Origin of the sequence: Kitasatospora sp. NPDC056446 (assembly GCF_042796115.1) — a bacterium.
Classification (GTDB): Bacteria; Actinomycetota; Actinomycetes; order Streptomycetales; family Streptomycetaceae; genus Kitasatospora.
In genome coordinates, this window is sequence record NZ_JBHTRF010000068.1 from 1 (window position 1) to 22,056 (window position 22,056).

A 22,056-nucleotide genomic window follows, 5' to 3' on the forward strand; every position below is an offset into this window, starting at 1 on the left:
CACCCGGCGCCCCCCCCCCGGGTGCCTTGACCCGGCCCCTGCCGCTTTTCGCGGCAGGGGCCGGATCCGTCTGTGCCTGGTCAGGCCCGTGCGCTGCCCGGCCGGTGGCCCGCGGCGTCGGTGGCGACACGCCTGAGGACGGCGGTGTTCGCGGTGACGGTGCCGGGCTTGACCCCGAAGGCCTCGGTGACCTGGACGCTGCGCTCGCCCAGGAAGGCGTAGGAGCCGCGGTCGAAGATGATCTCGTCGCGGGAGCCGGTGGCGGCGTTGGTACGGGCGATGGCGATGCCGGTGCGCCCGGCGGCGTCGGTGGCACTGTCGACGAGGACGACGCCGGGGATGCGGGCCGCGGCCTGGTAGAGCGCGGCGGCGAGCTTGCCGGGGACGGCCTGCTCGCGGACCAGGTCGGCGATGGTGACGAACGCCTGCTGGTCCGGCCCGCTGCCGGCTCCCTCGGTCTCGGTGTAGATCTTCCGCAGCAGTTCCTGCGGGTCGGTGGGAAGGGTGCGCAGGTAGTCGTAGGACGGCGCGTTCAGGTAGGCGCCGGTGCCCGACGCGAGTGCCGCGCCGCCTTCCGGGGACTTGCCCTCCTCGGTGAGCCAGCCGGTGCGGCCGTCGGCCGAGTGCCAGACCTGCCGCTGGTGGGGCTTCTCGACCCACACCGTCGACGCGCCGCTGCCCGCGTCGACGGAGCCGGCGAGGTGGGAGACGGTGCTCTCGATGTAGACGTACTGCCCCGGGCGCAGGACGAGGTCCGGCGCGGCCTCGGCGGCCAGCGAGATCCGCTGCACCGCGCCGTCCAGCCCGGCGGTGGAGCCGGCCACGATCTGGACGACGGGCGCGGCGACCCGCTCGCCCCGCACGGGGGTCTCCCCCTGGCCGCCGAACGTGTTGGCCGCCACGGTGGCGGCCAGGGCGAAGGCCGCCAGCGTGGCGGGCACCGCGATCAGCAGCCGCCGACGGCTCCTGGCCCCGGGGCGGGCCGACGTTGCGGGTGCGGGCGCGGGTGCGGGGGTGCTGGTGATCTCGTTCATCAGGAACTCCTCGATCTGGCGCTGCCGGCCGGGCGGGGCGGCCGGTGCTCCGGCCGCGGGCAGCAGGTGCCTCAGCTCCGCGTGGTCAAGCGGCTGCTGCCGCTCCGGGACGCTGGTCATCTGTTCCACTCCTTGTCCGACCGGGCCGGAACCATCCGGCCACCCTGTACTTGTCCGGCTGCCGGCAGGGGTTCCCGGCAGGTTTTCGAGGCCGACCGCAGTTCCTTGTCGGCCAGGGCGCGCAGCCGGGTCCGGGCCCTAGAGAGCCTGGATCGCACGGTGCCGACCGGGATGCCGAGAGCCTCGGCGGCCTCGGGGTAGCTGAGGCCCGCCCACACGCACAGCGAGAACACCTCGCGCTCGCCACGGCGCAGCTTCTCCAACGCCGCCTTCGCGGCCAGCAGTTGATCGCGGTCGGCGAGCCGTCCGACCAACTCGTCGGCGAAGTCCGGGGCGTGGTCGGCGAGCGGCATGCGGGCGAGGGCGGCCGCATGCCGACGGGCGGCCCTGGCCCGGTTGCGCAGCACGTTGACGGTGATGCCCATCAACCACGGCCGAGGAGTCGCACCCTCGTCGCGGAGCTTGCCCCGTAGCCGCCAGGCCTCCAGGAAGACCACCGCCATGGCGTCCTCGGCACCGGCCCGGTCACCGCTCACCCGGACCGCGTGCGCCAGAACCGCCTGCGAGTGCTCCTGGAACAACTGCCGGAAGGCGCCCGGGTCCCCGGCTCTGATCCGTTCGTGCAGCGAAAAGTCCACACCTCTGGTTGTCCTGCCGCCACGAGGGGGTTCCGGTGACCTGCGTCACAAGGTCCGTGGCCCGCCACGCCCCCGTGGCCGGAACGGACGAACGGCCGGTCGATCCGAGGACCGACCGGCCGTCGCCGGGTACTCCGGGGCGCCGGGTGTGCCGGCGTTCAGGTGCGGTACTTGTCCCCCGGGCCGGCCTCGCTGACGATCACGTCCTTCTTCTCGCACGTCAGCGGGCGCACTTCGGGGTCACTGGGGACGACGCCCTTGCCGTCCGAGGGGGCGGGCAGGGTGTGGGCCGCGACGGGTTCCGTGTGGGTGTGCGCGGGGGCCGCCGACGCGGTGCCCGCGAGGGTGCCCGCGAGTACGCAGGCGGTGGCCGCTGCGACCCAGAGGTTCTTCATGTCCTGGTTCCTTCTCCTGTTCGGGGGATCGCTTTGCCGATCCTCGTCGGCATACGTACCAATGAGGGGTGTGGGGCCAACCCCCGCGATCGCGATGTCGTTCGAACGGAGCTTGCCCGCAGCGGCCTTGGCGGAGGGCCGGTCGCTCAGCCGCCGGCCGGCGGCAACGCGTGCAGCACGTCGTCGTGGCCCGCGAAGAGGCGGGTGTCGTCGGCGGCCAGCGACCAGACGTCCTTGCCGGGGCCCGAGTCGCGGAACGTCCAGAGCAGCCGGCCGGTCGCGGCGTCGATCGCGCAGACACCCCCGGCGGCCGGCCCCGGCACGTACAGCACGTCCTCGGTCAGCAGCGGGATGCTGCGGGAGTCCAGCAGGAACGGCAGCCGGAACGACCACACCTGGCGGCCCGTCGCCGCCTCGTAGGCGATGACCAGGCCGTTGTCGAACGGGACGTAGACCCGGTCGCCGTCCGCGACCGGCGGCAGCGCCCGCCACTGCTCCCCCTCGGCCGGGACGGACGTCCAGAGCGACCGGCCGGTCGGCCCCAGCGCCCGGACGGCCCCGGTGCCGTTCGGGACGTAGACGCGCTCCGGGCCGGTGGCGCACCAGCGCAGGTCCGTGTCCACGGGGGTCGTCCACAGCTCCCGGCCGTCGGCGGCGTCCCGGACGACCACCTCGGCGTGGTCCGCGACCCTGCGCCCGCACGGCAGCCCGCCGTAGTCGGCCGTCACCGGGGCGAACGGGTACTCGCCGGCCCCGACGGGCACCGACCAGAGCAGCGACCGGTCCGAGAGCCGGATCGCGAACACCACGGTGTCGGGCGACACGGCCTTCGCCGAACCGAAGTCCAGGACCGTGCCGTACAGCGTGCCGCCGTCGCAACCGGCCAGCCGGACGCTGCCGTTGCCCAGCACGTCCGGCAGCGGCATGCTCCAGTCGCCGCCGGGGTCGGAGAGAAGACGGGAGTCGATGCGGCCCCGCACGGCGCTGAACAGCCGGTCCGGCCCGAACACCATGCTCCCCACGAGGTCCGGGCCGCCCGGCCGGGCCCCGGAACTCGGCAGGTCGAAGGGGATCAGCCGGGCCGGCGCGCCGCTCGCGGGATCCAGCACCCGCAGCCCGGCGCGGGACAGGAACACCGGGCGGTCCGACCGGTTCGCCGACCACTCCGGCGCCATCGCCTGCGGCCCCCGGTACGTCCAGAGCGGCGCGGGCCCCTCCAGCGCCGTCGGCAGCGGCAGCGGCCTCGGCGGCGGCGCCCCGTCCGAACGCCCGAAGGCCGCCCACAGCGCCGCGCCACCCGCCAGCACCCCCGCCGCTCCGACGAGCAGCGCCCGCCGGCTCGGCCGCGACCCCTCCGGGCCCCCGCTGATCACGTCCGGCGGCGCCCCGACGGCACCGTCCGCCTCGTCCCACTGCCACGAGGACTGCTCCGCCGACCGCTGCCCGGCCCAAGGCGACTCCATCTACCCGCTCCCGATCCCCCGAGGCAGCCTCACCGCTGCCGACCGCCGGAGACTATCGAACGGCCGTCCCCGCACGACCCCTGCGGGGCCCGGGTCGGGCCCGGGTCGGTCTGGTGGCGGTCGGGCGGCGCGCTACCAGTCGCGGACGGACTCGCAGCCCTCGGCCAAGGCCTCGCCGGCCCAGGCCAGTTCGGCCCCCGATGCGGCCTCGGCCTCGGTGACGATGGCGTCGAGCGCGTCGTAGAGCTCCTCGCGCTCGACGGTCTCGATGAACTCGGCGCGCTCGTCGAGCTCGTTGAAGGCCTCGCCGAACTCCTCCCCGAGCTCGACGAGCCTCGGCGTCAGGACGTCCGCCGGATCCCCCGACGCCAGCACGGCCAGTACCGCGCGCCGCGTCGCCCGGTACTGCGCCAGCGCCTTCCTGTAGACCGCGGCACTGATCTGCTCGCGGCCGTCCCAGTCCCGGAGCGGATTGTTCAGGTTCTCGGCGAGCCACTGGGGCTTCCGGGGCTTGGCGATCCTGAGGTACACGCCCTGGGGCTCCTCGGGCCGCCAGAGCCTCCTCGTCGCCGTCGCGTACTCTGCGGGCACACTGACCAGTTCCAACTCCTCCAGCGCCGGAACACGCCGCGGCACGAGGCAGTCCGCCTCGACCATCCCGAAGACGTCGGAGAGCCGGAGATGCTTCAGCGAAGTCAACTCGTTGAGGCTCGACGCCGATGACAAGGTCACCGGCCCGACGAGCGTGAGGCCGGTCAGCGCCGGATACCGCTCGACGAGCCGCGCACAGTCCAGCGACTCCACCGCGTGAACCGTGAGCCGACGCGTCTCCCCGTCAGGATCCGCCGGCCCGGCGAGACGGTCGTCCAGTTCGGTGCCGGTGATGCTTTTCGCCCACGGGTCGGACCACGGCGCCGCGTCGCCCTGGCGCCGGCGCCGCGCCAGGGCCAGATCGAGCCCCCTGCCCCACCCGAACGCGTAGCTGTGCGGCGGCTCCTTGTGCAGCAGGGGCAGTGTCCCGATGGCCTGGTAGCTCCGAGGGAGCAGCCACTCGTAGAAGTAGTGCGCCGGACCGAGAGTCCCCCAAAGCGGCACGACGTCGCCGAGCTCCGCCACGGACATCGGCTCCGGGCCGGACCAGTCGAGGTGCAGGACGCCCGCGTGCTGCTGGTCCGGGTCCAGATGGGTGATCTGTGCCGCCGTCCACTCGCCGAGATACTCGGAGAACGCTGCGACGACATCGCCCGGGGCGATGGGCCGGGGAGGTCTTGGGTCCTTCGCAGTAGCCATGCCCCGCACGCTATCCGGCACCACCCACAGGCACCCGCGGCGGAAGGCCGACGGCGTCAGCGACGGCGTCAGCGACCGTGTCAGCGACGGTGCGGGCCGGGCTACTTGGCGAAGCGGACCTCCGGGTACGCCGCCGACGGGCCGTCCAGCAGCCGGGCCGGGCGGCCGAGCAGGTGCCGGTCGAAGAACGCGCCGAGGTAGGCGCGGGTGGCGGCGAGCGCGCGGGCGCCCTTGACGGTGCCGAACTGCTCCGGGGCGGTCTCGGGCGGCAGCTGGTCGCGGACACCGAAGGCGTCCACCAGCCAGTGCATGTCGCAGAACGAGAGGTGGCCGGCGTCCGGCAGGTCCAGCCAGCGCTTCCAGCCGGTCAGCTGCTGCCAGGCCCGGTCCCAGTTCGCCGCCGGGTTCTCGCCGGCGTGCCGCTGGGCGCCGAGCAGCAGCACCGGGCCGGGCAGGCCCCCGGCGGGCAGCGGGGCGAAGAAGTCGCCGTCCAGGTCGGCGGCGGCGCGGATCCGGCCGTCCTCGCGCATCGCCTCGACCGCGCTCGCGCCGCCCAGCGAGTGGCCGGCCGCGCCGATCCGGGAGCGGTCGACCCGGAGCCCCGGGACGAGCCCCGGGACGAGCCCCGGCCCGGGCGCGGTCAGCCGGTCGATCAGGAAGCGGATGTCCTTCGCCCGGCTGCGGGTGACCTCGGCGACGAACGCGTCGTCCGTCCGGTCGCAGATCAGGCAGTTCTCCACCCGCCCGTCGGGGAACCGCACGACCGTCTCGTAGGTGTGGTCCAGCGCGGCCACCACGTAGCCCCGGGCCGCGAGGTCCTCGGCGAGGGCGGTGAGCGAGGTGCGGCTGTAGCCGTAGCCGGGGGAGAGCACGACCAGCGGGTGCGGCCCGGGCGCGGGCACCGTACGGGCCCGCACGCCGGTCCGTACGGTGCCGAAGTCCGGGAAGCCGTACAGCGCGGTGGACAACTCGGGGGAGACATACGGGAGTTCCCCGCCGCGCGCGGACTGCGCCGGGTACCAGAGGGTGGCCATCAGCTCGCGGGCGGGGGTGCCCGGCCGCCAGGGGTCGGGCCGGCTGCTGTCCACCAGGTGGACGTCTGCGGCGCCGACCGGGCGGTGGGTGGTGGGCGCGGGCACCTGCGGGGGCTTCGCGGCGGCCCCGGTGGGTTCGGTGGGTTCGGCGGCCCCGGCGGGCGCATCCGGAGAGGAAGGCGAGGACAGGAGGAGGGGAGGCCCGGCGGGTGGGGAGGCGGCCAGTGCGGCCTGCGGGCCGATCAGTGCGAGCAGGACGGCGACGGGCACGGCGAACAGCGCGGCCGTCCGCCACCGGGGAGTTGTCGACATGACGCCACGCTAGGTCCGCGACCGGCGCCGCCGCGTCCTGCCGTCGGCGTAGCCCGGCCGTCCCGGGTCAGCCCCGGGGCGGAGCCGCCGCGCCGGGCCGCCCCCGCCGCCGGGACGGGCCCGCCTCCACCCTGAGCGGCCTTGCGCCGGTCGGCTGCGGTGGTCCGGCCGGGGTGGTCCGGCCGTTTCCGGTGCTCCCCCGATCGGGGGAGGGCGGGGCCGGAGGACGCGGCAATACTTGCGGACATGATCAAGGGAATACGGCCGCTGCTGAGCGGCTCCACGTACACGGGCGTGCTGTTCGCCGTCCTCGGGGCGCTGGCCGCGCTGCCACTGGCGCTGGTCGCCCTGGTGCCCGTCGCCGCCATGACACGGGCGGACCCGTACGGCTGGGCGGCAGCGGCGGCGCTCGCGCTCTGGGCGGTCCTGATCGGGGTGGCGGGGCTGGCCGGGGCCACCCGGCGGGCGCTGGTCGGGGCGGCGCGACGGCTGCTCCGCGTCGCGGTGCCGGACCCGGGGCGGACGGCGCCGGGGGAGCGCTGGCGGACGCCGGCCTTCCTGGTGCTGCACGTCGCCCTGGGGTGGGTCGTGCTGATCGGCGGCAGCGTGCTGCTGACCATGGGGCTGGTCCTGTCCAGCGGGTACTCGGACGGCGCCGCCCGGGTCAGCCTGCTCGGCTGGTCCGGGGACCTGACCGGCGGCTGGCGCTCGGCAGTGGCGGTGTGCTGCCTGCTGCTGGCGCTGGCGCTGTTCGCGGCGGTGTCCGGCGGACTGCGGTGGCTGGCGCCGCGCCTGCTCGGCCCCTCCCCGGCCGAGCGGCTCGCACTGGCCGCCGAGCGGGAACGGGCACTCGCCGAACGCAACCGGCTGGCCCACGAGTTGCACGACTCCATCGGGCACACGCTGACCGCCGCCACCATCCAGGCCGCCGTCGCGGGCGAGGTGCTCGCCGACGACCCGGTCGCCGCGCGGGCCGCCATGCGCAGCATCGAGGAGTCGACCCGGGCGGCACTGGAGGACCTGGACTACGTGCTCGGGGTGCTGCGCGCGGAGGAGTCCGGCACCGCGCCGGCCCGGACCCTCGCCGACCTGCCCGAACTGCTCGACCGGCTGCGGCACGCGGGCGCCGTCGTGGAGACGGAGACCACCGGCGACCCGGCCGCCGTGCACGGCACGCTGTCCCGCGCCGCGTACCGGATCCTCCAGGAGGGGCTGACCAACGCGCTGCGGCACGGGGCGGGCGGGCCCATCGGACTGCGGGTCGCGGTGACGGCGGACGGGCTGGAGCTCAGTGTCGTCAACGGGGTCAAGGCGGGCCCCAGCGGCTTCCCGACCTCCGGCCACGGCCTGACCGGCCTGGCGGAGCGGGTCCGGCTGCTGCACGGGGAGTTCGAGGCCGGGCCGTACGGTCCGCCCGGTGCGGTGGGCGCGGCGGGCGGGGGCGGGCAGCGTTGGCGGCTCGCCGTCCGGCTCCCGATACGGTGGTCGGTGTGAGCAACCCGAGCGGCGTGACCGGGGTGACCGGGGTGACTGGTGAGAGCGGCGCGGCCGGCGCGGCCGGTGAGAGCGGCGCGGAAGCCCCCGTCACCGTCCTGATCGCGGACGACGACCCGGTGACCCGCAGCGGCCTGAGCACCCTGCTCGGCGCCCAACCCGGCATCCGGGTCGTCGGACAGGCGGCGGACGGCATCGCGGTGGTCGAGCAGGTCCGGCTGCTGCGCCCGGACGTGGTGCTGATGGACGTCCGGATGCCCCGCCGGAACGGGATCGACGCGACCCGGGAACTGCTCGCCGGAGCCGACGACCCGCCGAAGGTCGTCGTGATCACCACCTTCGAGAACGACGACTACGTGACCGCCGCCCTCAGCGCCGGCGCCAGCGGCTTCGTCCTGAAGCGCCGACCCGTCCCGCAGATCGCCGAGGCCGTGCGGGTGGCGGCCGCCGGAGAGGCGGTCCTCTTCCCCGCCGCGCTGCGCCGGATGGTGGCCGCCCGGCCGCTCAGCTCCGCCGAGGCCCTGCCCAGGGCGGCGCTGACCGGACGGGAGGAGGGGGTGCTGCGGCTGATGGCGACCGGGCAGTCCAACCCGGAGATCGCGGAGTCGCTCGCGGTGAGCCTGGAGACGGTGAAGACCCACGTCGGGAACGTGCTGACGAAGCTCGGCGCGCAGAACCGCACCCACGCGGTGGTGATCGCGTACGAGACCGGGCTGGTGGTGCCCGGGCTCCAAGGGGCCTGAGCACCCGGGCCTCTCGCTGTCCGGGCCTCTTGTTGTCCGGGCCTCTCGGTGTCCGGGTCTGTCGCTGTCCGGTCCGTGGGATGGCCGGGGACGGCGGCGGCCCGGTGCGGCAGGATCGGCTCCGACACCGCCGGAACACCTGCACCGGGAGAGCCCGCCGTGACCGTCGTCGAGATACCCGGGTCCAAGTCCATCACCGCCCGGGCCCTGTTCCTGGCCGCCGCCGCCGACGGCGTGACCACCCTGCACCGGCCGCTGGCCTCGGACGACACCGAAGGCTTCGCCCAAGGGCTCGGCACCCTCGGGTACCGGGTCGAGCAGGCCGCCGACCAGTGGCGGATCACCGGCCGCCCCGCCGGACCCGCCGTCCCCACCGCGGACGTGTACTGCCGGGACGGCGCCACCACCGCCCGCTTCCTGCCCGCCCTCGCCGCCGCGGGCCACGGCACCTACCGCTTCGACGCCTCCGCCCAGATGCGCCGCCGGCCCGTCGCCCCGCTCACCCGGGCGCTGCGCGAACTGGGCGTCGACCTGCGGCACGAGGAAACCGAGGGCCACCACCCGCTGACCGTCGCCGCCGCCGGCGTCCGGGGCGGCGCACTCACCCTCGACGCCGGGCAGTCCTCCCAGTACCTCACCGCGCTGCTGCTGCTCGGCCCGCTCACCCGGGACGGCCTGCGGATCACCGTCACCCGGCTGGTCTCGGCCCCGTACATCGGCATCACCCTCGCCATGATGCGGTCCTTCGGCGTCGAGGTGAAGCGCGAACGGACCCCGGACGGCGAGGTGTTCGACGTACCGCCCGGCGGCTACCGGGCCACCGACTACGCCATCGAACCGGACGCCTCCACCGCGAGCTACGTCTTCGCGGCCGCCGCCGTCGCGGGCCGCGAGACCACCGTCCCCGGCCTCGGACGGGACGCCCTCCAGGGCGACCTGCGCTTCGTCGAGGTGCTGCGGCGGATGGGCGTCCGGGTGGACGTCGCGGCCGACCGTACGACCGTCACCGGCGACGGCACGCTCGACGGCCTCACCGTCAACATGCGGGACATCTCCGACACCATGCCCACGCTCGCGGCGATCGCGCCGTTCGCGTCCGGCCCGGTGCGGATCGAGGACGTCCACAACACCCGGGTCAAGGAGTGCGACCGGCTGGAGGCCTGCGCCGCCAACCTGCGCGCCATGGGCATCACGGTGGCGACCGGCGACGACTGGATCGAGATCCACCCCGGCACCCCGCGCCCGGCCGAGATCGCCACCCACTCCGACCACCGGATCGTCATGTCCTTCGCCGTCACCTCGCTGCGCACGCCCGGGATCACGTTCGACGACCCGGGGTGCGTGCGCAAGACGTTCCCCGGGTTCCACGAGGCGTTCGCGAGGCTGCGCGAGGCGTGGGGGGTCTGAGGCCGCGCCCCTGAACGCGGCCGCGCCCGGCGGGCGGGCTTACGGCCGGGAACCACCGAATCCCGGTTGCCCGCCGCGCCCCTCGGCGGCGAGGATCCTGTCCGTGTCCGAGACGACGGCGTTCGACGGGTCCGCACTGCGGCCCTACCCCAAGATCCCCGCGCGCGGCCGCTCCGGCGGGCCCGGCGGCCGCGAGTGGGTCGCGGCCGAGAAGGTGCACGGGGCGCACTTCGCGGTGGTCTGCGAGGGCACGTCCGTACGGGCCGCGAAACGGCGCGAACTGCTCGACGACGAAGGGCTGGACGGCTTCTTCGGCGTCAGCCGGATCTGGCCCGCACTCGCCGTCGCCGCCGCCCGGTGCGCCGACGCGATCCGGCTCCGGGAAGGCCGGGACCCGTCGGCCGTCGTGACGGTCTACGGCGAACTGGCCGGCGGCCGCTACCCCCACCCCGAGGTGCCCGCCCTCGCCGGCGTCGGGCCGGTGCAGACCGGCGTCTGGTACGCCCCCGGCCTGCGCTGGCTCCCCTTCGATGCCACCGTCGAGACCCCCGAAGGCCGCTGGTGGACCGCCGACCGCACCCTGCGCGCGGCCGCGCACACCGCCGGACTCACCTGCGCACCCCTCCTCGGACACGGCACCCCGCACACGCTCCACGACCTGCCCGTATGTTTCCCGAGCCGGGTGCCCGCCCTGCTCGGGCTGCCCGAACTGCCGGACAACCTCGCGGAGGGGTACGTCCTCAAACCCGCCGGGGAATGGCAGGAATCCGGCGCGCCGGGGGCGGTGCCGCGCCCACTGGTCAAGGTGAAGCAGCAGGCCTTCGCCGAGGACGAGCGCTACGGCGGCGCCCGCCCCTACCTGCCGCCGCCCGAAGGCGCGGCCGGAGTACCGGCCTGGCTACTGGTCCAGGCATCGGCACTGCTCACCCCCGCCCGCGCGGCGGCCGCCGTCAGCAAACTCGGCCCGCGCACGGCCCCGGACCTCGTGGCGGCGGAGATCGCCCAGGACGTGGCCGAGGAACTCGCCGACGCCCTGGGCGGATTGGACGACGACACGACGGCGGCGCTGCGGCGCTCACTGGAACCGGGCACGCGGGCCCTGGCGTCCTTCGACGCCGAGGACCGGCGGGGTTCCTGACAGCGGCCTCCTGGTAGAGCCGGGGGAGGCAGGTTTCCCGGCGGCCACGAGACGGTGGGGAGCGGAATGGCCCAGGCGAGGACACGGCCGTCACGGACCGAGGCACTGCGCAGGCGGTCCGGGGCACAGTTCATCGGCAGGCGCGCCCAGTTGGCGCGTTTCTCGGAGAACCTGCGGAAGAACCCGGACCCGGAGGCGACCGGGGACCCGGCCGACTTCCTCTTCCACGTGCGCGGCGTCGGCGGCGTCGGCAAGTCCACGCTGATCGCCGAGTGGCGCGAGACGGCACGGCGGGCCGGGGCGCTGACAGCGCTGGTCGACGAGCACGACGTCCACGGCACCGAGTCCGCACTCACCGCTCTCACTCGCCAACTCGCCGAACAAACAGGGCCATTGAAGGAGTACGACAAGGCCCTCGACCAGTACCGCCGGGCGGTGCAGGCCGCCGGCGACCACGCGCCGGAGCCCCCCTCCGTCGGCGACGGCGCGTCGCTGCCGTCCCGGATGGTCACCCAGGCGGCGTTCGGCGCCGCCTCCCTGCTGCCGGGCGCGGCCGTCGTGGCCGCCGTCGCCAACCCCGACGACGTCGCCCGGGGCGCGGACCGCCTGGTCACGGGCATCCGCCGGCGCCGACGCGGCAACGGCGCGGGGGAGGCCGCGCTCAGCCGGGCCTTCGTCACCGAACTCGACCGGCTCTGCGGCCGCGACCGGCACCGGTGGGTCGTGCTGTTCCTCGACACCTGGGAACAGACCGGCCGCCACCTGGAGGCCTGGCTGCACGAACTCCTCGCCGGCACCCACGGCGAGTTCCCGCTCGACGTGGTGATCGTGCTGGCCGGGCGGGACGAACTGAGCGAACGGGACTGGGGCGCGCTGCGCCCGTTCGTGGTGGACGTACCGCTGGACGTCTTCACCGAACAGGAGACCCGCGAACTCCTGGCCGTCCGGGGCGTCACCGACCCGGAGGTCGTCGAGGCCGTGACAGGCCTGTCCATGCGACTGCCCCTGCTGGTCGCCCTGCTGGCCCAGGCCGGCCTCCGAGCCGTCGACGATGTCGTCGAAGCCGGCGCGGACCTCACCGACCACGCGGTGGAGTGCTTCCTGCAGTGGATCCCGGAACGGGAACGGCGCGAGACCGTCCTGGCCGCGGCCCTGCCCCTCCAGCTCAACCACGACCTGTTCGCGTGCGCCGTCCCCGGCGCGGCACCCGACGCCTGGGACTGGCTGCTGGACCAGCCGTTCGTCTCCGGGCGGGGCTCCTACCGGCAGTACCACGCCGTGGTCCGGGCGAGCATGCTGCGGCGCCGGCGGATGCACTCGCCCACCGCCTGGTCGGCGGCGCACACGCGGCTCGCGGAGCACTTCGCGGCCGCCCGGGAGGCGGTGGAGCGGACCCTGCCCGAGCGCGTCCGCAGCGGCGACGCCCGCAGCGCGGACGCCCGCTGGCGCCGACACGCCCTCGACGAGACCTACCACCTGCTGTGTGTGGACGCGACGGCGCACCTGCCGCAAGCCCTCGAACGGCTTGCCGGGATCGTCGGCGCGGCCCCGGCCGAACCGACCGGCTGGGCCGAACCGACCGGCTGGGCCGACATGCTGGCGCAGGCCGCCCAGGCATGCGACAGCGCGGAACCGGCGGCCTGGGCTCGCCGACTGCGCGCCACCGCGGGCGAGGAACAGCCGCAGACAGCCGCACTCGACCTCCTGTGCGCCGCCGGCACGCCGACCCGGGCACGGGCCCGCGCCCTCGCCGTGCGCGGCTTCCGGCACTACTGCGCCGGCCGCCCGGCCGAGGCCCTCGCCGACCTCGACCGGGCCGTCGCCCTCGCACCCCGGCTGCCGGAGGCACTCGCGTACCGCGGCCACCTCCGGGCGTTCGACGGCAGCGGTGCACAGGCACTGGCCGACCTCGACGCCGCGCTCGACCTCGACCCCGCGTACGCCTGGGCCCTGAGCCAGCGCGGCGCGGCCCGGGCACTGGCCGGCGAGGTGGACGCGGCGGTGGCCGACCTCACAGCCGCCCTCGAACTCGAGCCCGACAGCGCGACCGCCCTGGCCAACCGGGGCGAGTGCCACCGGATGGCCGACCGGCGGGACGCCGCCGTCGCGGACTTCACGGCCGCCCTGGACCTGGAACCCGGCAACCCCTGGACCCACGCCTGCCGCGGCCGGGTCCACCTGGAGACGGGGCGGCTGGACGCGGCGGTGGCGGACCTCACGGCCGCCCTCGAACTGGACCCGCACAACGTCATGGCGCTGGCGAACCGGGGCCGGGCCCGGGGCCTGGCGGGCAGGTACTCCTGGGCGGTCGCCGACCTGACCGAGGCCCTGGCCCACTGCTCCGGAGAGGCGGACGCGGCCGTGGCCGCCCACTTGGCCGCGGTGTGCCGGCGGAGCGGACAAGCCGAAGCCGCATCGACCGTGCTCGACGCCACGGGACGGGTGAGCACCGAGAGTGCGGCACTGCTGACGGAAGCCGCCGTGCTCCGGACCGTGGTCGACGGACCGGCCCGGTCCCTCGACGCCTGGGACCGCTGTCTGGAAGCCGCCGCCGGATCGGAGGACGAACTCGAACCGGCGACCGCGCGACTGCTCCACGGGATCGTCGCCCTGGACACCGAACCGGACGGGCTGGCCCGGGCGTTCCTCGCCGCGCCGCGCGTGCTCAGGATCCTCGTCGACGTGTCCGCGACCGTCGAGGAGCTGGCCCGCCTGGAAGCCCCCGTCGGGCCCCGGGCCGAGGCCGCGCTACGGCGGCTCAGGGGGCCTGCCGCACCTTGACCGCCGGCGGTTCCGGATCGTCCATGCCCGTCGGGAGAAAAGCTCCGAGGAAACCTCCGAGGAAACCTCCGAGAAAAGCTCCGAGAAAAAATCCCCGACCGGTGTCGAGGGCCCGTCCCCCGGCTCCGACCGAGAGGTGACAGCGCGCCGGAAGGGCGCGCGGGACCGGAGGGAACACCCGAGATGAAGTACGTCGCGATGATCTACGGCAACCAGGCCAAGTGGGACTCCTTCCCGGCCGACGCCTGGCCGGAGGCGATCGCCAAGCAGGAGGCCTTCAACACCCGGTACCGGAAGAGCGGCGAACTGGTCGGCGCCTACGGGCTCGCCGACGCCGCCGCCGCGCAACTGGTACGGCGGGCCGAAGGCGTGCCGGTGGTCACCGACGGGCCCTACCTGGAGACCAAGGAGTACCTGGCCAGTTTCTACCTGCTGGACTGCGCGAGCCTGGAGCGGGCCCAGCAGATCGCCGCCGACATGCCGTTCGCCGACGTGGAGCCGGTGGAACTGTGGCCGGTCCTGCACGAGTCGCCGGTGAACGAGTGACCGACCGCGACCAGCCCGCCGAGGACCTGCTGCGCGAACTGGCGCCGCAGGTCCTCGGCGTGCTGGCACGGCGGCACGGCGGGGCGTTCGACCTGTGCGAGGACGCCGTACAGGAAGCCCTGCTCGCCGCCGTGCGGCAGTGGCCGGCGGACGGGGTGCCCGCCAACCCGCGCGGCTGGCTCGTCACCGTCGCCGACCGCCGACTGGTCGACCGGGTACGCGGCGAGATCGCCCGGCGGCGCCGGGAGGAACGGCTCGCCCTGGCCACCCCGCAGTCCGCGCTGCTCGCCCCGGCGGCCGACGCCCCCGACCCGTCCGCCGACGACTCGCTCGCGCTGCTGTTCCTCTGCTGCCACCCGGCACTGCCCGTACCCAGCCGGATCGCGCTGACCCTGCGCGCCGTCGGCGGCCTGACCACCGCGCAGATCGCCGCCGCGTTCCTGGTGCCCGAGACGACGATGGCGCAGCGGATCAGCCGGGCCAAGCAGACGCTGAGAGCGGCCGGCGGACGACTGGCGCCGCCCGAGGGCTCGGCACGGCTCGGCGAGGACGGCGAGGACGGCGAGGACGGCGCGGCTCGGCTCGGTGAGGTCCGGCACGTGCTGTACCTGGTCTTCAACGAGGGCTACACGGCCAGCGGCGGCGAGGAGCTGACCGCGCCCCGGCTCGCCGCCGAGGCGATCCGGCTGACCCGACTCCTGCTGCGCCTCACCCCCGGCGACACCGAGACGGCGGGGCTGCTCGCCCTGATGCTCCTCACCGACGCCCGCCGACCGGCCCGCACCGGACCGCACGGCGAACTGGTGCCACTGGACGAACAGGACCGCACGCGCTGGGACCGCGGACTGCTCGACGAAGGACTGGAACTGATCGCCGCCACGCTGCCCCGGGGACACGTCGGGCCGTACCAGGTGCAGGCGGCGGTCGCTGCGGTGCACGGCGAGGCGGCGACCGCCGAGGCCACCGACTGGCCGCAGATCCTGGCGCTGTACGACCTGCTGCTGCGCCTCGACGCCAACCCGGTGGTCGCGTTGAACCGGGCGGTCGCGGTCGCGATGGTCCACGGGCCGGCGGCCGGGCTCGGGCTCGTCGACGAACTCGCCGCCGACCGGCGCCTCACCCGCCACCACCGCCTCCTCGCCGTCCGCGCCCACCTCCTCGACCGCCTCGGCACCGACCCGCCCGCCGCCGCCCGCACCTACCGCGAAGCCGCCGCCCGCACCACCAGCGCCCCGGAACGCCGCCACCTGACAACCCGCGCCCAACAAGCCGACCCCCACCCGAATACGTAGACCGGCCCCCCGATCCCCAGGGGCCCCCACCCCAGCACAAGAAGCCGCCCCACCCGCCTCCCCCCGCACCCCCGGCCCCCGCCCCCTCACCCGCCTGCCCCCGGCCCCTCACCCGCCCTGCCCCCTGCCCCCGGCCCTTGCCCCCTCACCTGCCCGGCCCCGGCAGGTGAGGGGGCTATCCGAGCTCGGGCCTGGCACAAATATGTAGACCGGTCTACTGATTCCCGCCGGGGCGCGGCGCGTGCGGCACAGGAAGTCGGCGGGGTCGACTTCCTGCGCTTGAGCTGCGGACCGGCCCCGAAGAAATATGCAGACCGGTCTATAGATTTTCCCCGCACCGCCGTTACGAGCGCACCAGAAGTCGGCCCGCCCGACTTCTGGTGCGCGGTCAAGGGCCGGGGGAGCAGGGTGAGCAGGGTGGGATGGGCGCCCGACGGCCAGCTCGGCTCCCAACAAATATGTAGACCGGTCTACTGATTTACCCTCGCACCGGTGTTGCGGGGGAGCGCGAGAAGTCGGCCCGCTCGACTACTCGCGCAGTCATCCGGAGCATCGCCACCTTGTCGTGTTCGGGTGGGCGTCGATAGCATCGCTATATGACGATGACAACTCCACCAGGGGATGCCGACCGGGTGAAGCTCGCGCCGGCGGCGGCGCTGTTCCGTTCGTTGGGCGATCCGGCCCGGCTGGTGATCGTGCGGCGCCTCGCGCTGGGGGAGGCCCGGGTGATGGATCTGGTCGAGCAGTTGGGCCTGGCTCAGTCCACGGTCTCCAAGCACCTGGCGTGCCTGCGGGAGTGCGGGCTCGTGGACTCCCGCCCGGTCGGTCGGGCCTCGGTCTTCACCCTGACCCAGCCGTCCCTGATCGGCCTGCTCGCGGCAGCCGAGACCGTGCTGGCGGCGACCGGGGACGCGGTCGCCCTCTGCCCCACCTACGGAGCCCCGGGCGGAGTCGATGAATGAGCGCCCACGATTCCCGCACCGAGGAGCCGGCCACCGTCGACGAACCCGGCGGCTGCCACTGTGAGCCCGGCTGCACCGACGCCTGCTGCCGTCCGCCGGTGGCACGGGACGATGCTTGGCACGCCGCCGCCCGCCGCGCCAAGGTGCTGTCCTGGCTGAGCCTGGGGTACATGGCCGCCGAGGGCGTCGTCGCCATCGTTGCCGCAGTGCTGGCCTCCTCGGTCGCGCTGCTCGGCTTCGGCCTGGACTCGGTCATCGAGGGCCTGGCCTCCGTGATCATCGTGTGGCGGTTCAGCGGCTCCCGGACCCTGTCCGAGGACGCCGAGGGCAAGGCCCAGAGGGCCGTGGCGGTCACCTTCTTCCTCCTGGCCCCGTACATCGCCTACGACGCGATCTCCACCCTGGTCGCGGGCGAACACCCGTCGACCAGTTGGCTCGGCATCGCCCTGTCCGTCTCCTCGCTGGTCGTCATGCCGCTGCTGGGCCGGGTCAAGCGGCGTCTCGGCAAGATCCTCGACTCCGCCGCCACGTCCGGCGAAGGCGCCCAGAACCTGCTGTGCGCCTACCTGGCCGCCGCCGTCCTGGCCGGACTGCTGGCCAATGCGCTGTTCGGCCTGTGGTGGCTCGACCCGGTCGTCGGGCTCGCCGTGGCCGGCCTCGCCGTGCGCGAGGGCATCGAGGCCTGGCGCGGTGAGGAATGCGGCTGCTGATACCGCAGCCGGAACAGCGGTTGCGGCCACCCCGGACCAGGCCCTGGCCGAGTCCGGGGGGGCGCATATGTAGACCGGTCTACTGATTCCTGCCCGTGCGGCGCGTGCGGCGCAGGAAGTCGGCGGGGTTGACTTCCTGCGCTCGAGTTGTGGACCGGCTGAAGAAATATGCAGACCGGTCTACAGATTTGATCTCGCCCCGGTGTTGGGGGAGCGCGAGAAGTCGGCCTGCCCGACTTCTCGCGCCTTACCCTGCCCTGCCCTGCCCGGGCGGGGGCGCGGGGGTAGGGCGGCAGAGGGTGGGGTGGGCTCGCCAGGTTCGGTCTTGGGATAAATATGCAGACCGGTCTACAGATTTGCCGGGTGGGGTGTTATGGGACGCGTAGGAAGTCGGCGGGGTCGACTTCCTACGCGTTGCCCGGGTCGGGCTCGGGTGGGGTGGAGGGCGGGTTCAGGGGGCGTCGAGAAGGCTTCCAACTCCGCTGGGACGGCCCCATCATGGGCTCCCGGTTCAGGCAGAACCACCCCAGGAGGCAGAAGAGATGACGATCCCACTCCCCGTCCGGATCCAGGCCGCCGTCGTCCGGGGCATGTACGCCCTGCCGGAAGGCCTGCGGCGGGCGATCGCGGGCAAGCCGGTGGTGCGGGACGGGCAGACGCTCGCCCTGGACGCGCAGTTGATACTCAAGCTGCAGCGGCAGTCGAAGGCGGCCCTGGTGATGCCGGGCGGGGTCGGGCCCTCGCGGACGGCGATGGAGTACGCGCGGTACCTGGTGGGCGGGCCGACGGGCGGCTCGGTGGCCGCCCGGGCCGTCGGGATCCCGCAGGAGCGGGGGGAGTTGGCGGCGACGCTGTACACGCCGGACGGGCTCGCGGAGGGCTCCGGCCTGCTGGTGTACCTGCACGGGGGTGGCTGGGTGGTCGGCAGTCGGGCCAGTCACGACCACGTGGCCCGGTTCCTGGCGCGGCAGGCGGGCGTCCGGGTGCTGTCGGTGGAGTACCGGCTGGCGCCCGAGCACGTCTTCCCGGCGGCGGCCGAGGACGCGCTGGCCGCGTTCGACTTCGCGCACGCCAAGGCGGCCGACCTGGGCGCGGACCCGGAGCGGATCGCGATCGGCGGGGACAGCGCGGGCGGCAACCTGGCCGCCGTCGCGGCCCAGGCGGCGGTGCGGCGGGGCGGTCCCGCACCGGTGTTCCAACTGCTGCTGTACCCGGCGACCGATGCCTCGGTCCGGCGGCCCTCGCGCGAACTCTTCGTCGACGGCTTCTTCCTGACGAGCGCCGACATGGACTGGTTCGCCGACCACTACGCGCCCGAGCCCACCGACCGCGCCGACCCCCGGTTGTCGCCGCTGCTCGCCGCCGACCTGTCCGGTCTGCCGCCCGCGTACATCGGCACCGCCGGCTTCGACCCGCTGCGCGACGAGGGCGAGGCGTACGCGCGGGCCCTGCGGGAGGCCGGGGTCGTGGTGCGGTTGAGCCGGCAGCCGGACCTCATCCACGGGTACGCCAGCTACATCGGCATCGGGCGCCGCTTCCGGGAGGCGACGGCCGAGGCGGCGGAGGCGCTTCGCCAGGCGCTGGACGCGGAGTAACCGGGAAGCCGGAGAAGTCGGAGGGCGAGCAGAACGGGAAGGGCGGGGCCTCGACGGGTCCCGCCCTTCGCCGTGCCGTCCCGTCGTGCCCGTCCCGCCGTGCCCGCCTGCGGGGGCGCGCGCCGTGCGCCCGTGCGCCGGTTCGTTGCTGCGCAGGGGGTTCTCGGCGGCGGGCTCTTATTGTACTGTCCGTCTAATAAGCGGGTGAGCGGGAACCCGCTGGAGAAGGCACCTGGAGGCAGTCATGGCCCTCACCGACCCGGCGGCGCGGCGGCGGGAGCACAGCCGGGACCACAGCGGGGACCACCGGCAGGACCACCGGCACACCGCAGCCGACGACGACGTCTCGAAGCGGCTGCTGGAGTCGGCCGACGCGCTCTCCTTCGACCCCTCGACCGAGATCGACTGGACCGCCCCCCTCCCGGACGGCCACTACGGCCTCAACCCCGAGTGGAGCACCCTCTACGGCACCCGGTTGTGGGACGAGATGACCGAGCGGCAGCGGGTCACCCTGACCCGACACGAGGTCTGCTCGATCATGAACACCGGCATCTGGTTCGAGATGATCCTCCAGCAGATGGTGCTGCGCGACCAGTACCTCAAGAACCCCGCCAACGCCGAGTTCCAGTTCGCGCTGACCGAGATCGCCGACGAGTGCCGCCACTCGATCATGTTCGCCCGGGCCTGCGAGAAGATGGGCGTCCCCGCCTACCGTCCGAACAAGGTGATCGCCCAGGCCGGGCGCGTGTTCAAGGCGCTGGCCAAGGGCGAACTCGCCTACGGCGGCATCCTGGTGGCCGAAGAGGTGCTCGACGTCATGCAGCGCGACTGGATGCGCGGCGAGAACGTGCTGGAGATCGTCCGGGGGACGTCCCGGATCCACGTGGTCGAGGAGTCGCGGCACATGAAGTTCGCCCGGCAGGAGATCCGCGAGCGGATGCGGCACGCGAGCCCGGCGCGCCGGCGCGCCTCGGCCACCGGCATCGCCGTGGGCGCGTACGTGATCGTCAGCAGTATGGTCCACCCGGGCGTGTACAAGGCCGCCGGGCTCGACGTGCCGAGGGCGCTCGCCGAGGTGCGGGCCAACGGGCACCGCAAGGCGATGATGCGCACCAGCTCCCGGCACCTGATGGCCTTCCTCGCCGAGACCGGGCTGCTCACCCGCCGCTCCGCCGCCATCTACCGCAGCGTGCACATGCTCTGACGCATAGTCAGAAAGCAGCAGTCGGAAACCGTCGGAGGACCGCCAGCGAATCCGGAACCCGTCGGACCAGCCCGTCACATCCCCCACGCGCAGCGAGGACCCCACTCCGGCCATGGCCTACGCGATCACCCAGACCTGCTGCAACGACGCCTCGTGCGTGTCCGTCTGCCCGGTCAACTGCATCCACCCGACCCCGGACGAGCCGGAGTTCGGCACCACCGACATGCTGTACATCGACCCGCAGGCGTGCATCGACTGCGGCGCCTGCGCGGACGCCTGCCCGGTGGACGCGGTGTTCCCGGTCGACCGGCTGCGCGGCCCGGACACCGTGTTCGGCGACCTCAACCGCGACTGGTACCGCGACCACCCCAGCGACCACGCCTGGGGAGCGCCCAGCTTCCCGCGCAGCCTGCCCGGCGACGTCGGCACGCTGCGGATCGCCATCGTCGGCACCGGGCCGTCGGCCGGATACACCGCGCAGGAACTGCTGCGCAGCACCGGCGCGGAACTCACCATGATCGACCGGCTGCCGGTCACCGGCGGCCTGCTGCGGCACGGCGTCGCCCCCGACCACCAGTCCACCAAGCGGATCGCGGAGAGCTTCGCGAGCGTCTTCCACGACCCGAGGCTGCGGATGCACCTCAACGTGGAGATCGGCACGGACGTCACCCACCGGGAACTCGCCGCGCACCACCACGCGGTGGTGTACGCGGTCGGCGCCGCCGCCGACCGCCGGCTCGGCATCCCCGGCGAGGACCTGCCGGGCAGCCTGCCCGCGACCGCCTTCGTCGGCTGGTACAACGCCGATCCGACCGTACTGGCGGACGCGGTGGAGCTCTCGGCCGAGCGCGTGGTGGTGGTCGGCAACGGCAACGTCGCCGTGGACATCGCCCGCATCCTGCTCTCCGACCCCGACCGGCTCGCCGCCACCGACATCGCCGACCACGCCCTCGCCGCGCTGCGCCGCAGCCGGGTGCGGGAGGTCGTGCTGCTCGCCCGGCGCGGCCCGGAGCAGGCCGCGTGGACCAGGGCCGAGTTCCTGGCGCTGCGGCAGCTGCCGGGGGTCGAGCTGGTGGTCGAGGACCACCCGGAGGTGCGGGCGGCGATCGAGGCGGCGGCGTCGGGAGTCGCCCCGGACACACCGGCCGCACCGGGCTCGCAGGCCGGGTTGCTCGCCGGGCTGCCGCTGGTCCCGTACGACGGTGGCGCGGCGCCGGGGCCGGGGCGGCGGATCGTGCTGCGGTTCCTGTCGGCGCCGGTCGGGCTGTCCGGGGACGGGCGGGTCGAGGCCCTGACCGTCGCGCGGACCACGCTCGTGGACGGCGGGCGGGCCGAGCCCACCGGGGAGCAGGAGGTGCTGCGGGCCGGGCTGGTGGTGCGCTCCATCGGGCACCGGGGCGTGCCGGTGCCCGGGCTGCCGTTCGACGAGCGGACGGGGACGGTCGCGCACCGGGGCGGGCGGGTCGTCGACCCGGCGACCGGGCAGCCGCTGCCGGGGACGTACGTGGTCGGGTGGGCCAAGCGCGGGCCGTCCGGCGGGATCGGTGCCAACCGGGCCTGTGCGCGCGAGACCGTGGACGCGCTGTTGGACGACGCGGCGGCCCGTGCGCTGCCCGTGCCGGGGGCGGGGGCGGGGGCCAAGGACTTCGACCGGCTGGTGCGGCGCCGGCGGCCGGACGCGGTCGGGCTGAAGGAGCTGCGGGCGGTGGAGCGTGCGGAGCGCGAGCGGGGCGAGGCCGAGGGGCGTCCCCGGGTGAAGCTCGCCACGGTGTCCGAGCTGCTGGCGGCGGGCCGCCGCCGGTAGGCGCCACCCGTACGGCTGTGGTCACCGCAGGGCTGTCCTCACCGTAGGGCCGTGCGTGGGAAGTCGGCCCGTCCGACTTCCCGCGCACGGCCCC

At 74.5% G+C, this 22,056-nt stretch carries 18 protein-coding genes; 12 read left to right on the forward strand and 6 right to left on the reverse strand.

Features of this window, described 5'->3' with window-relative positions; all coding sequences use genetic code 11:
• Positions 1-80: 80 nt before the first annotated feature.
• From ACFQ6N_RS30975 to ACFQ6N_RS31000, 6 genes are all read right to left on the reverse strand, one after another.
• Positions 81-1,154, reverse strand: a complete 1,074-nt coding sequence (locus ACFQ6N_RS30975; protein WP_380656163.1) for a CU044_5270 family protein — start codon at positions 1,152-1,154, stop codon at positions 81-83.
• Positions 1,151-1,792 carry an RNA polymerase sigma factor gene (locus ACFQ6N_RS30980; protein ID WP_380656164.1) on the reverse strand — a complete coding sequence of 214 codons (642 nt, stop codon included), beginning with the start codon at positions 1,790-1,792 and terminating at the stop codon, positions 1,151-1,153. Before ACFQ6N_RS30980 ends, ACFQ6N_RS30975 begins: the two co-directional genes overlap by 4 nt.
• Before the next feature lie 158 nt (positions 1,793-1,950).
• Positions 1,951-2,187 carry a hypothetical protein gene (locus tag ACFQ6N_RS30985; protein ID WP_380656167.1) on the reverse strand — a complete coding sequence of 79 codons (237 nt, stop codon included), beginning with the start codon at positions 2,185-2,187 and terminating at the stop codon, positions 1,951-1,953.
• Between the two features lie 146 nt (positions 2,188-2,333).
• Positions 2,334-3,650 (reverse strand): PQQ-binding-like beta-propeller repeat protein, encoded by a 1,317-nt coding sequence (locus ACFQ6N_RS30990; protein ID WP_380656169.1) that lies wholly within the window; start codon positions 3,648-3,650, stop codon positions 2,334-2,336.
• Positions 3,651-3,782: 132 nt separating this feature from the next.
• Positions 3,783-4,940, reverse strand: coding sequence for a hypothetical protein (locus ACFQ6N_RS30995; RefSeq protein ID WP_380656172.1), 1,158 nt, complete (start codon positions 4,938-4,940; stop codon positions 3,783-3,785).
• A gap of 101 nt (positions 4,941-5,041) precedes the next feature.
• Positions 5,042-6,286, reverse strand: a complete 1,245-nt coding sequence (locus ACFQ6N_RS31000; protein ID WP_380656174.1) for an alpha/beta hydrolase family protein — start codon at positions 6,284-6,286, stop codon at positions 5,042-5,044.
• A gap of 246 nt (positions 6,287-6,532) precedes the next feature.
• Between ACFQ6N_RS31000 and ACFQ6N_RS31005 the strand changes: the two genes are divergently transcribed.
• From ACFQ6N_RS31005 to ACFQ6N_RS31060, 12 genes are all read left to right on the forward strand, one after another.
• A complete protein-coding gene (locus ACFQ6N_RS31005) occupies positions 6,533-7,780 on the forward strand; it encodes a sensor histidine kinase (RefSeq protein ID WP_380656176.1) in 1,248 nt (415 codons plus the stop codon).
• A gap of 32 nt (positions 7,781-7,812) precedes the next feature.
• Positions 7,813-8,523 (forward strand): response regulator, encoded by a 711-nt coding sequence (locus ACFQ6N_RS31010; protein WP_380656256.1) that lies wholly within the window; start codon positions 7,813-7,815, stop codon positions 8,521-8,523.
• Positions 8,524-8,682: 159 nt separating this feature from the next.
• On the forward strand, positions 8,683-9,930 hold the full coding sequence (aroA, locus tag ACFQ6N_RS31015) for a 3-phosphoshikimate 1-carboxyvinyltransferase (RefSeq protein ID WP_380656179.1): 1,248 nt from the start codon (positions 8,683-8,685) through the stop codon (positions 9,928-9,930).
• Positions 9,931-10,033: 103 nt separating this feature from the next.
• On the forward strand, positions 10,034-11,068 hold the full coding sequence (locus ACFQ6N_RS31020; protein WP_380656181.1) for an RNA ligase family protein: 1,035 nt from the start codon (positions 10,034-10,036) through the stop codon (positions 11,066-11,068).
• Positions 11,069-11,218: 150 nt separating this feature from the next.
• The gene (locus tag ACFQ6N_RS31025; RefSeq protein WP_380656182.1) at positions 11,219-13,849 is read left to right on the forward strand and encodes a tetratricopeptide repeat protein; all 2,631 of its coding nucleotides are present in this window, start codon (positions 11,219-11,221) and stop codon (positions 13,847-13,849) included.
• Positions 13,850-14,032: 183 nt separating this feature from the next.
• Complete coding sequence (locus ACFQ6N_RS31030) at positions 14,033-14,395, forward strand: YciI family protein (protein ID WP_380656185.1); 363 nt, start codon at positions 14,033-14,035, stop codon at positions 14,393-14,395.
• The gene (locus ACFQ6N_RS31035; RefSeq protein WP_380656187.1) at positions 14,392-15,687 is read left to right on the forward strand and encodes an RNA polymerase sigma factor; all 1,296 of its coding nucleotides are present in this window, start codon (positions 14,392-14,394) and stop codon (positions 15,685-15,687) included. Before ACFQ6N_RS31030 ends, ACFQ6N_RS31035 begins: the two co-directional genes overlap by 4 nt.
• 596 nt (positions 15,688-16,283) lie before the next feature.
• On the forward strand, positions 16,284-16,649 hold the full coding sequence (locus ACFQ6N_RS31040; protein WP_380656190.1) for an ArsR/SmtB family transcription factor: 366 nt from the start codon (positions 16,284-16,286) through the stop codon (positions 16,647-16,649).
• Entirely contained in the window at positions 16,646-17,359 is a 714-nt protein-coding gene (locus ACFQ6N_RS31045) for a cation transporter (RefSeq protein ID WP_380656192.1), read from the forward strand. Before ACFQ6N_RS31040 ends, ACFQ6N_RS31045 begins: the two co-directional genes overlap by 4 nt.
• A gap of 542 nt (positions 17,360-17,901) precedes the next feature.
• Positions 17,902-18,954 carry an alpha/beta hydrolase gene (locus ACFQ6N_RS31050; protein ID WP_380656195.1) on the forward strand — a complete coding sequence of 351 codons (1,053 nt, stop codon included), beginning with the start codon at positions 17,902-17,904 and terminating at the stop codon, positions 18,952-18,954.
• A 244-nt stretch (positions 18,955-19,198) separates the two neighbouring features.
• Positions 19,199-20,158 (forward strand): diiron oxygenase, encoded by a 960-nt coding sequence (locus tag ACFQ6N_RS31055; RefSeq protein WP_380656198.1) that lies wholly within the window; start codon positions 19,199-19,201, stop codon positions 20,156-20,158.
• A 112-nt stretch (positions 20,159-20,270) separates the two neighbouring features.
• Positions 20,271-21,962, forward strand: coding sequence for an FAD-dependent oxidoreductase (locus ACFQ6N_RS31060; protein ID WP_380656200.1), 1,692 nt, complete (start codon positions 20,271-20,273; stop codon positions 21,960-21,962).
• Positions 21,963-22,056: the final 94 nt, after the last annotated feature.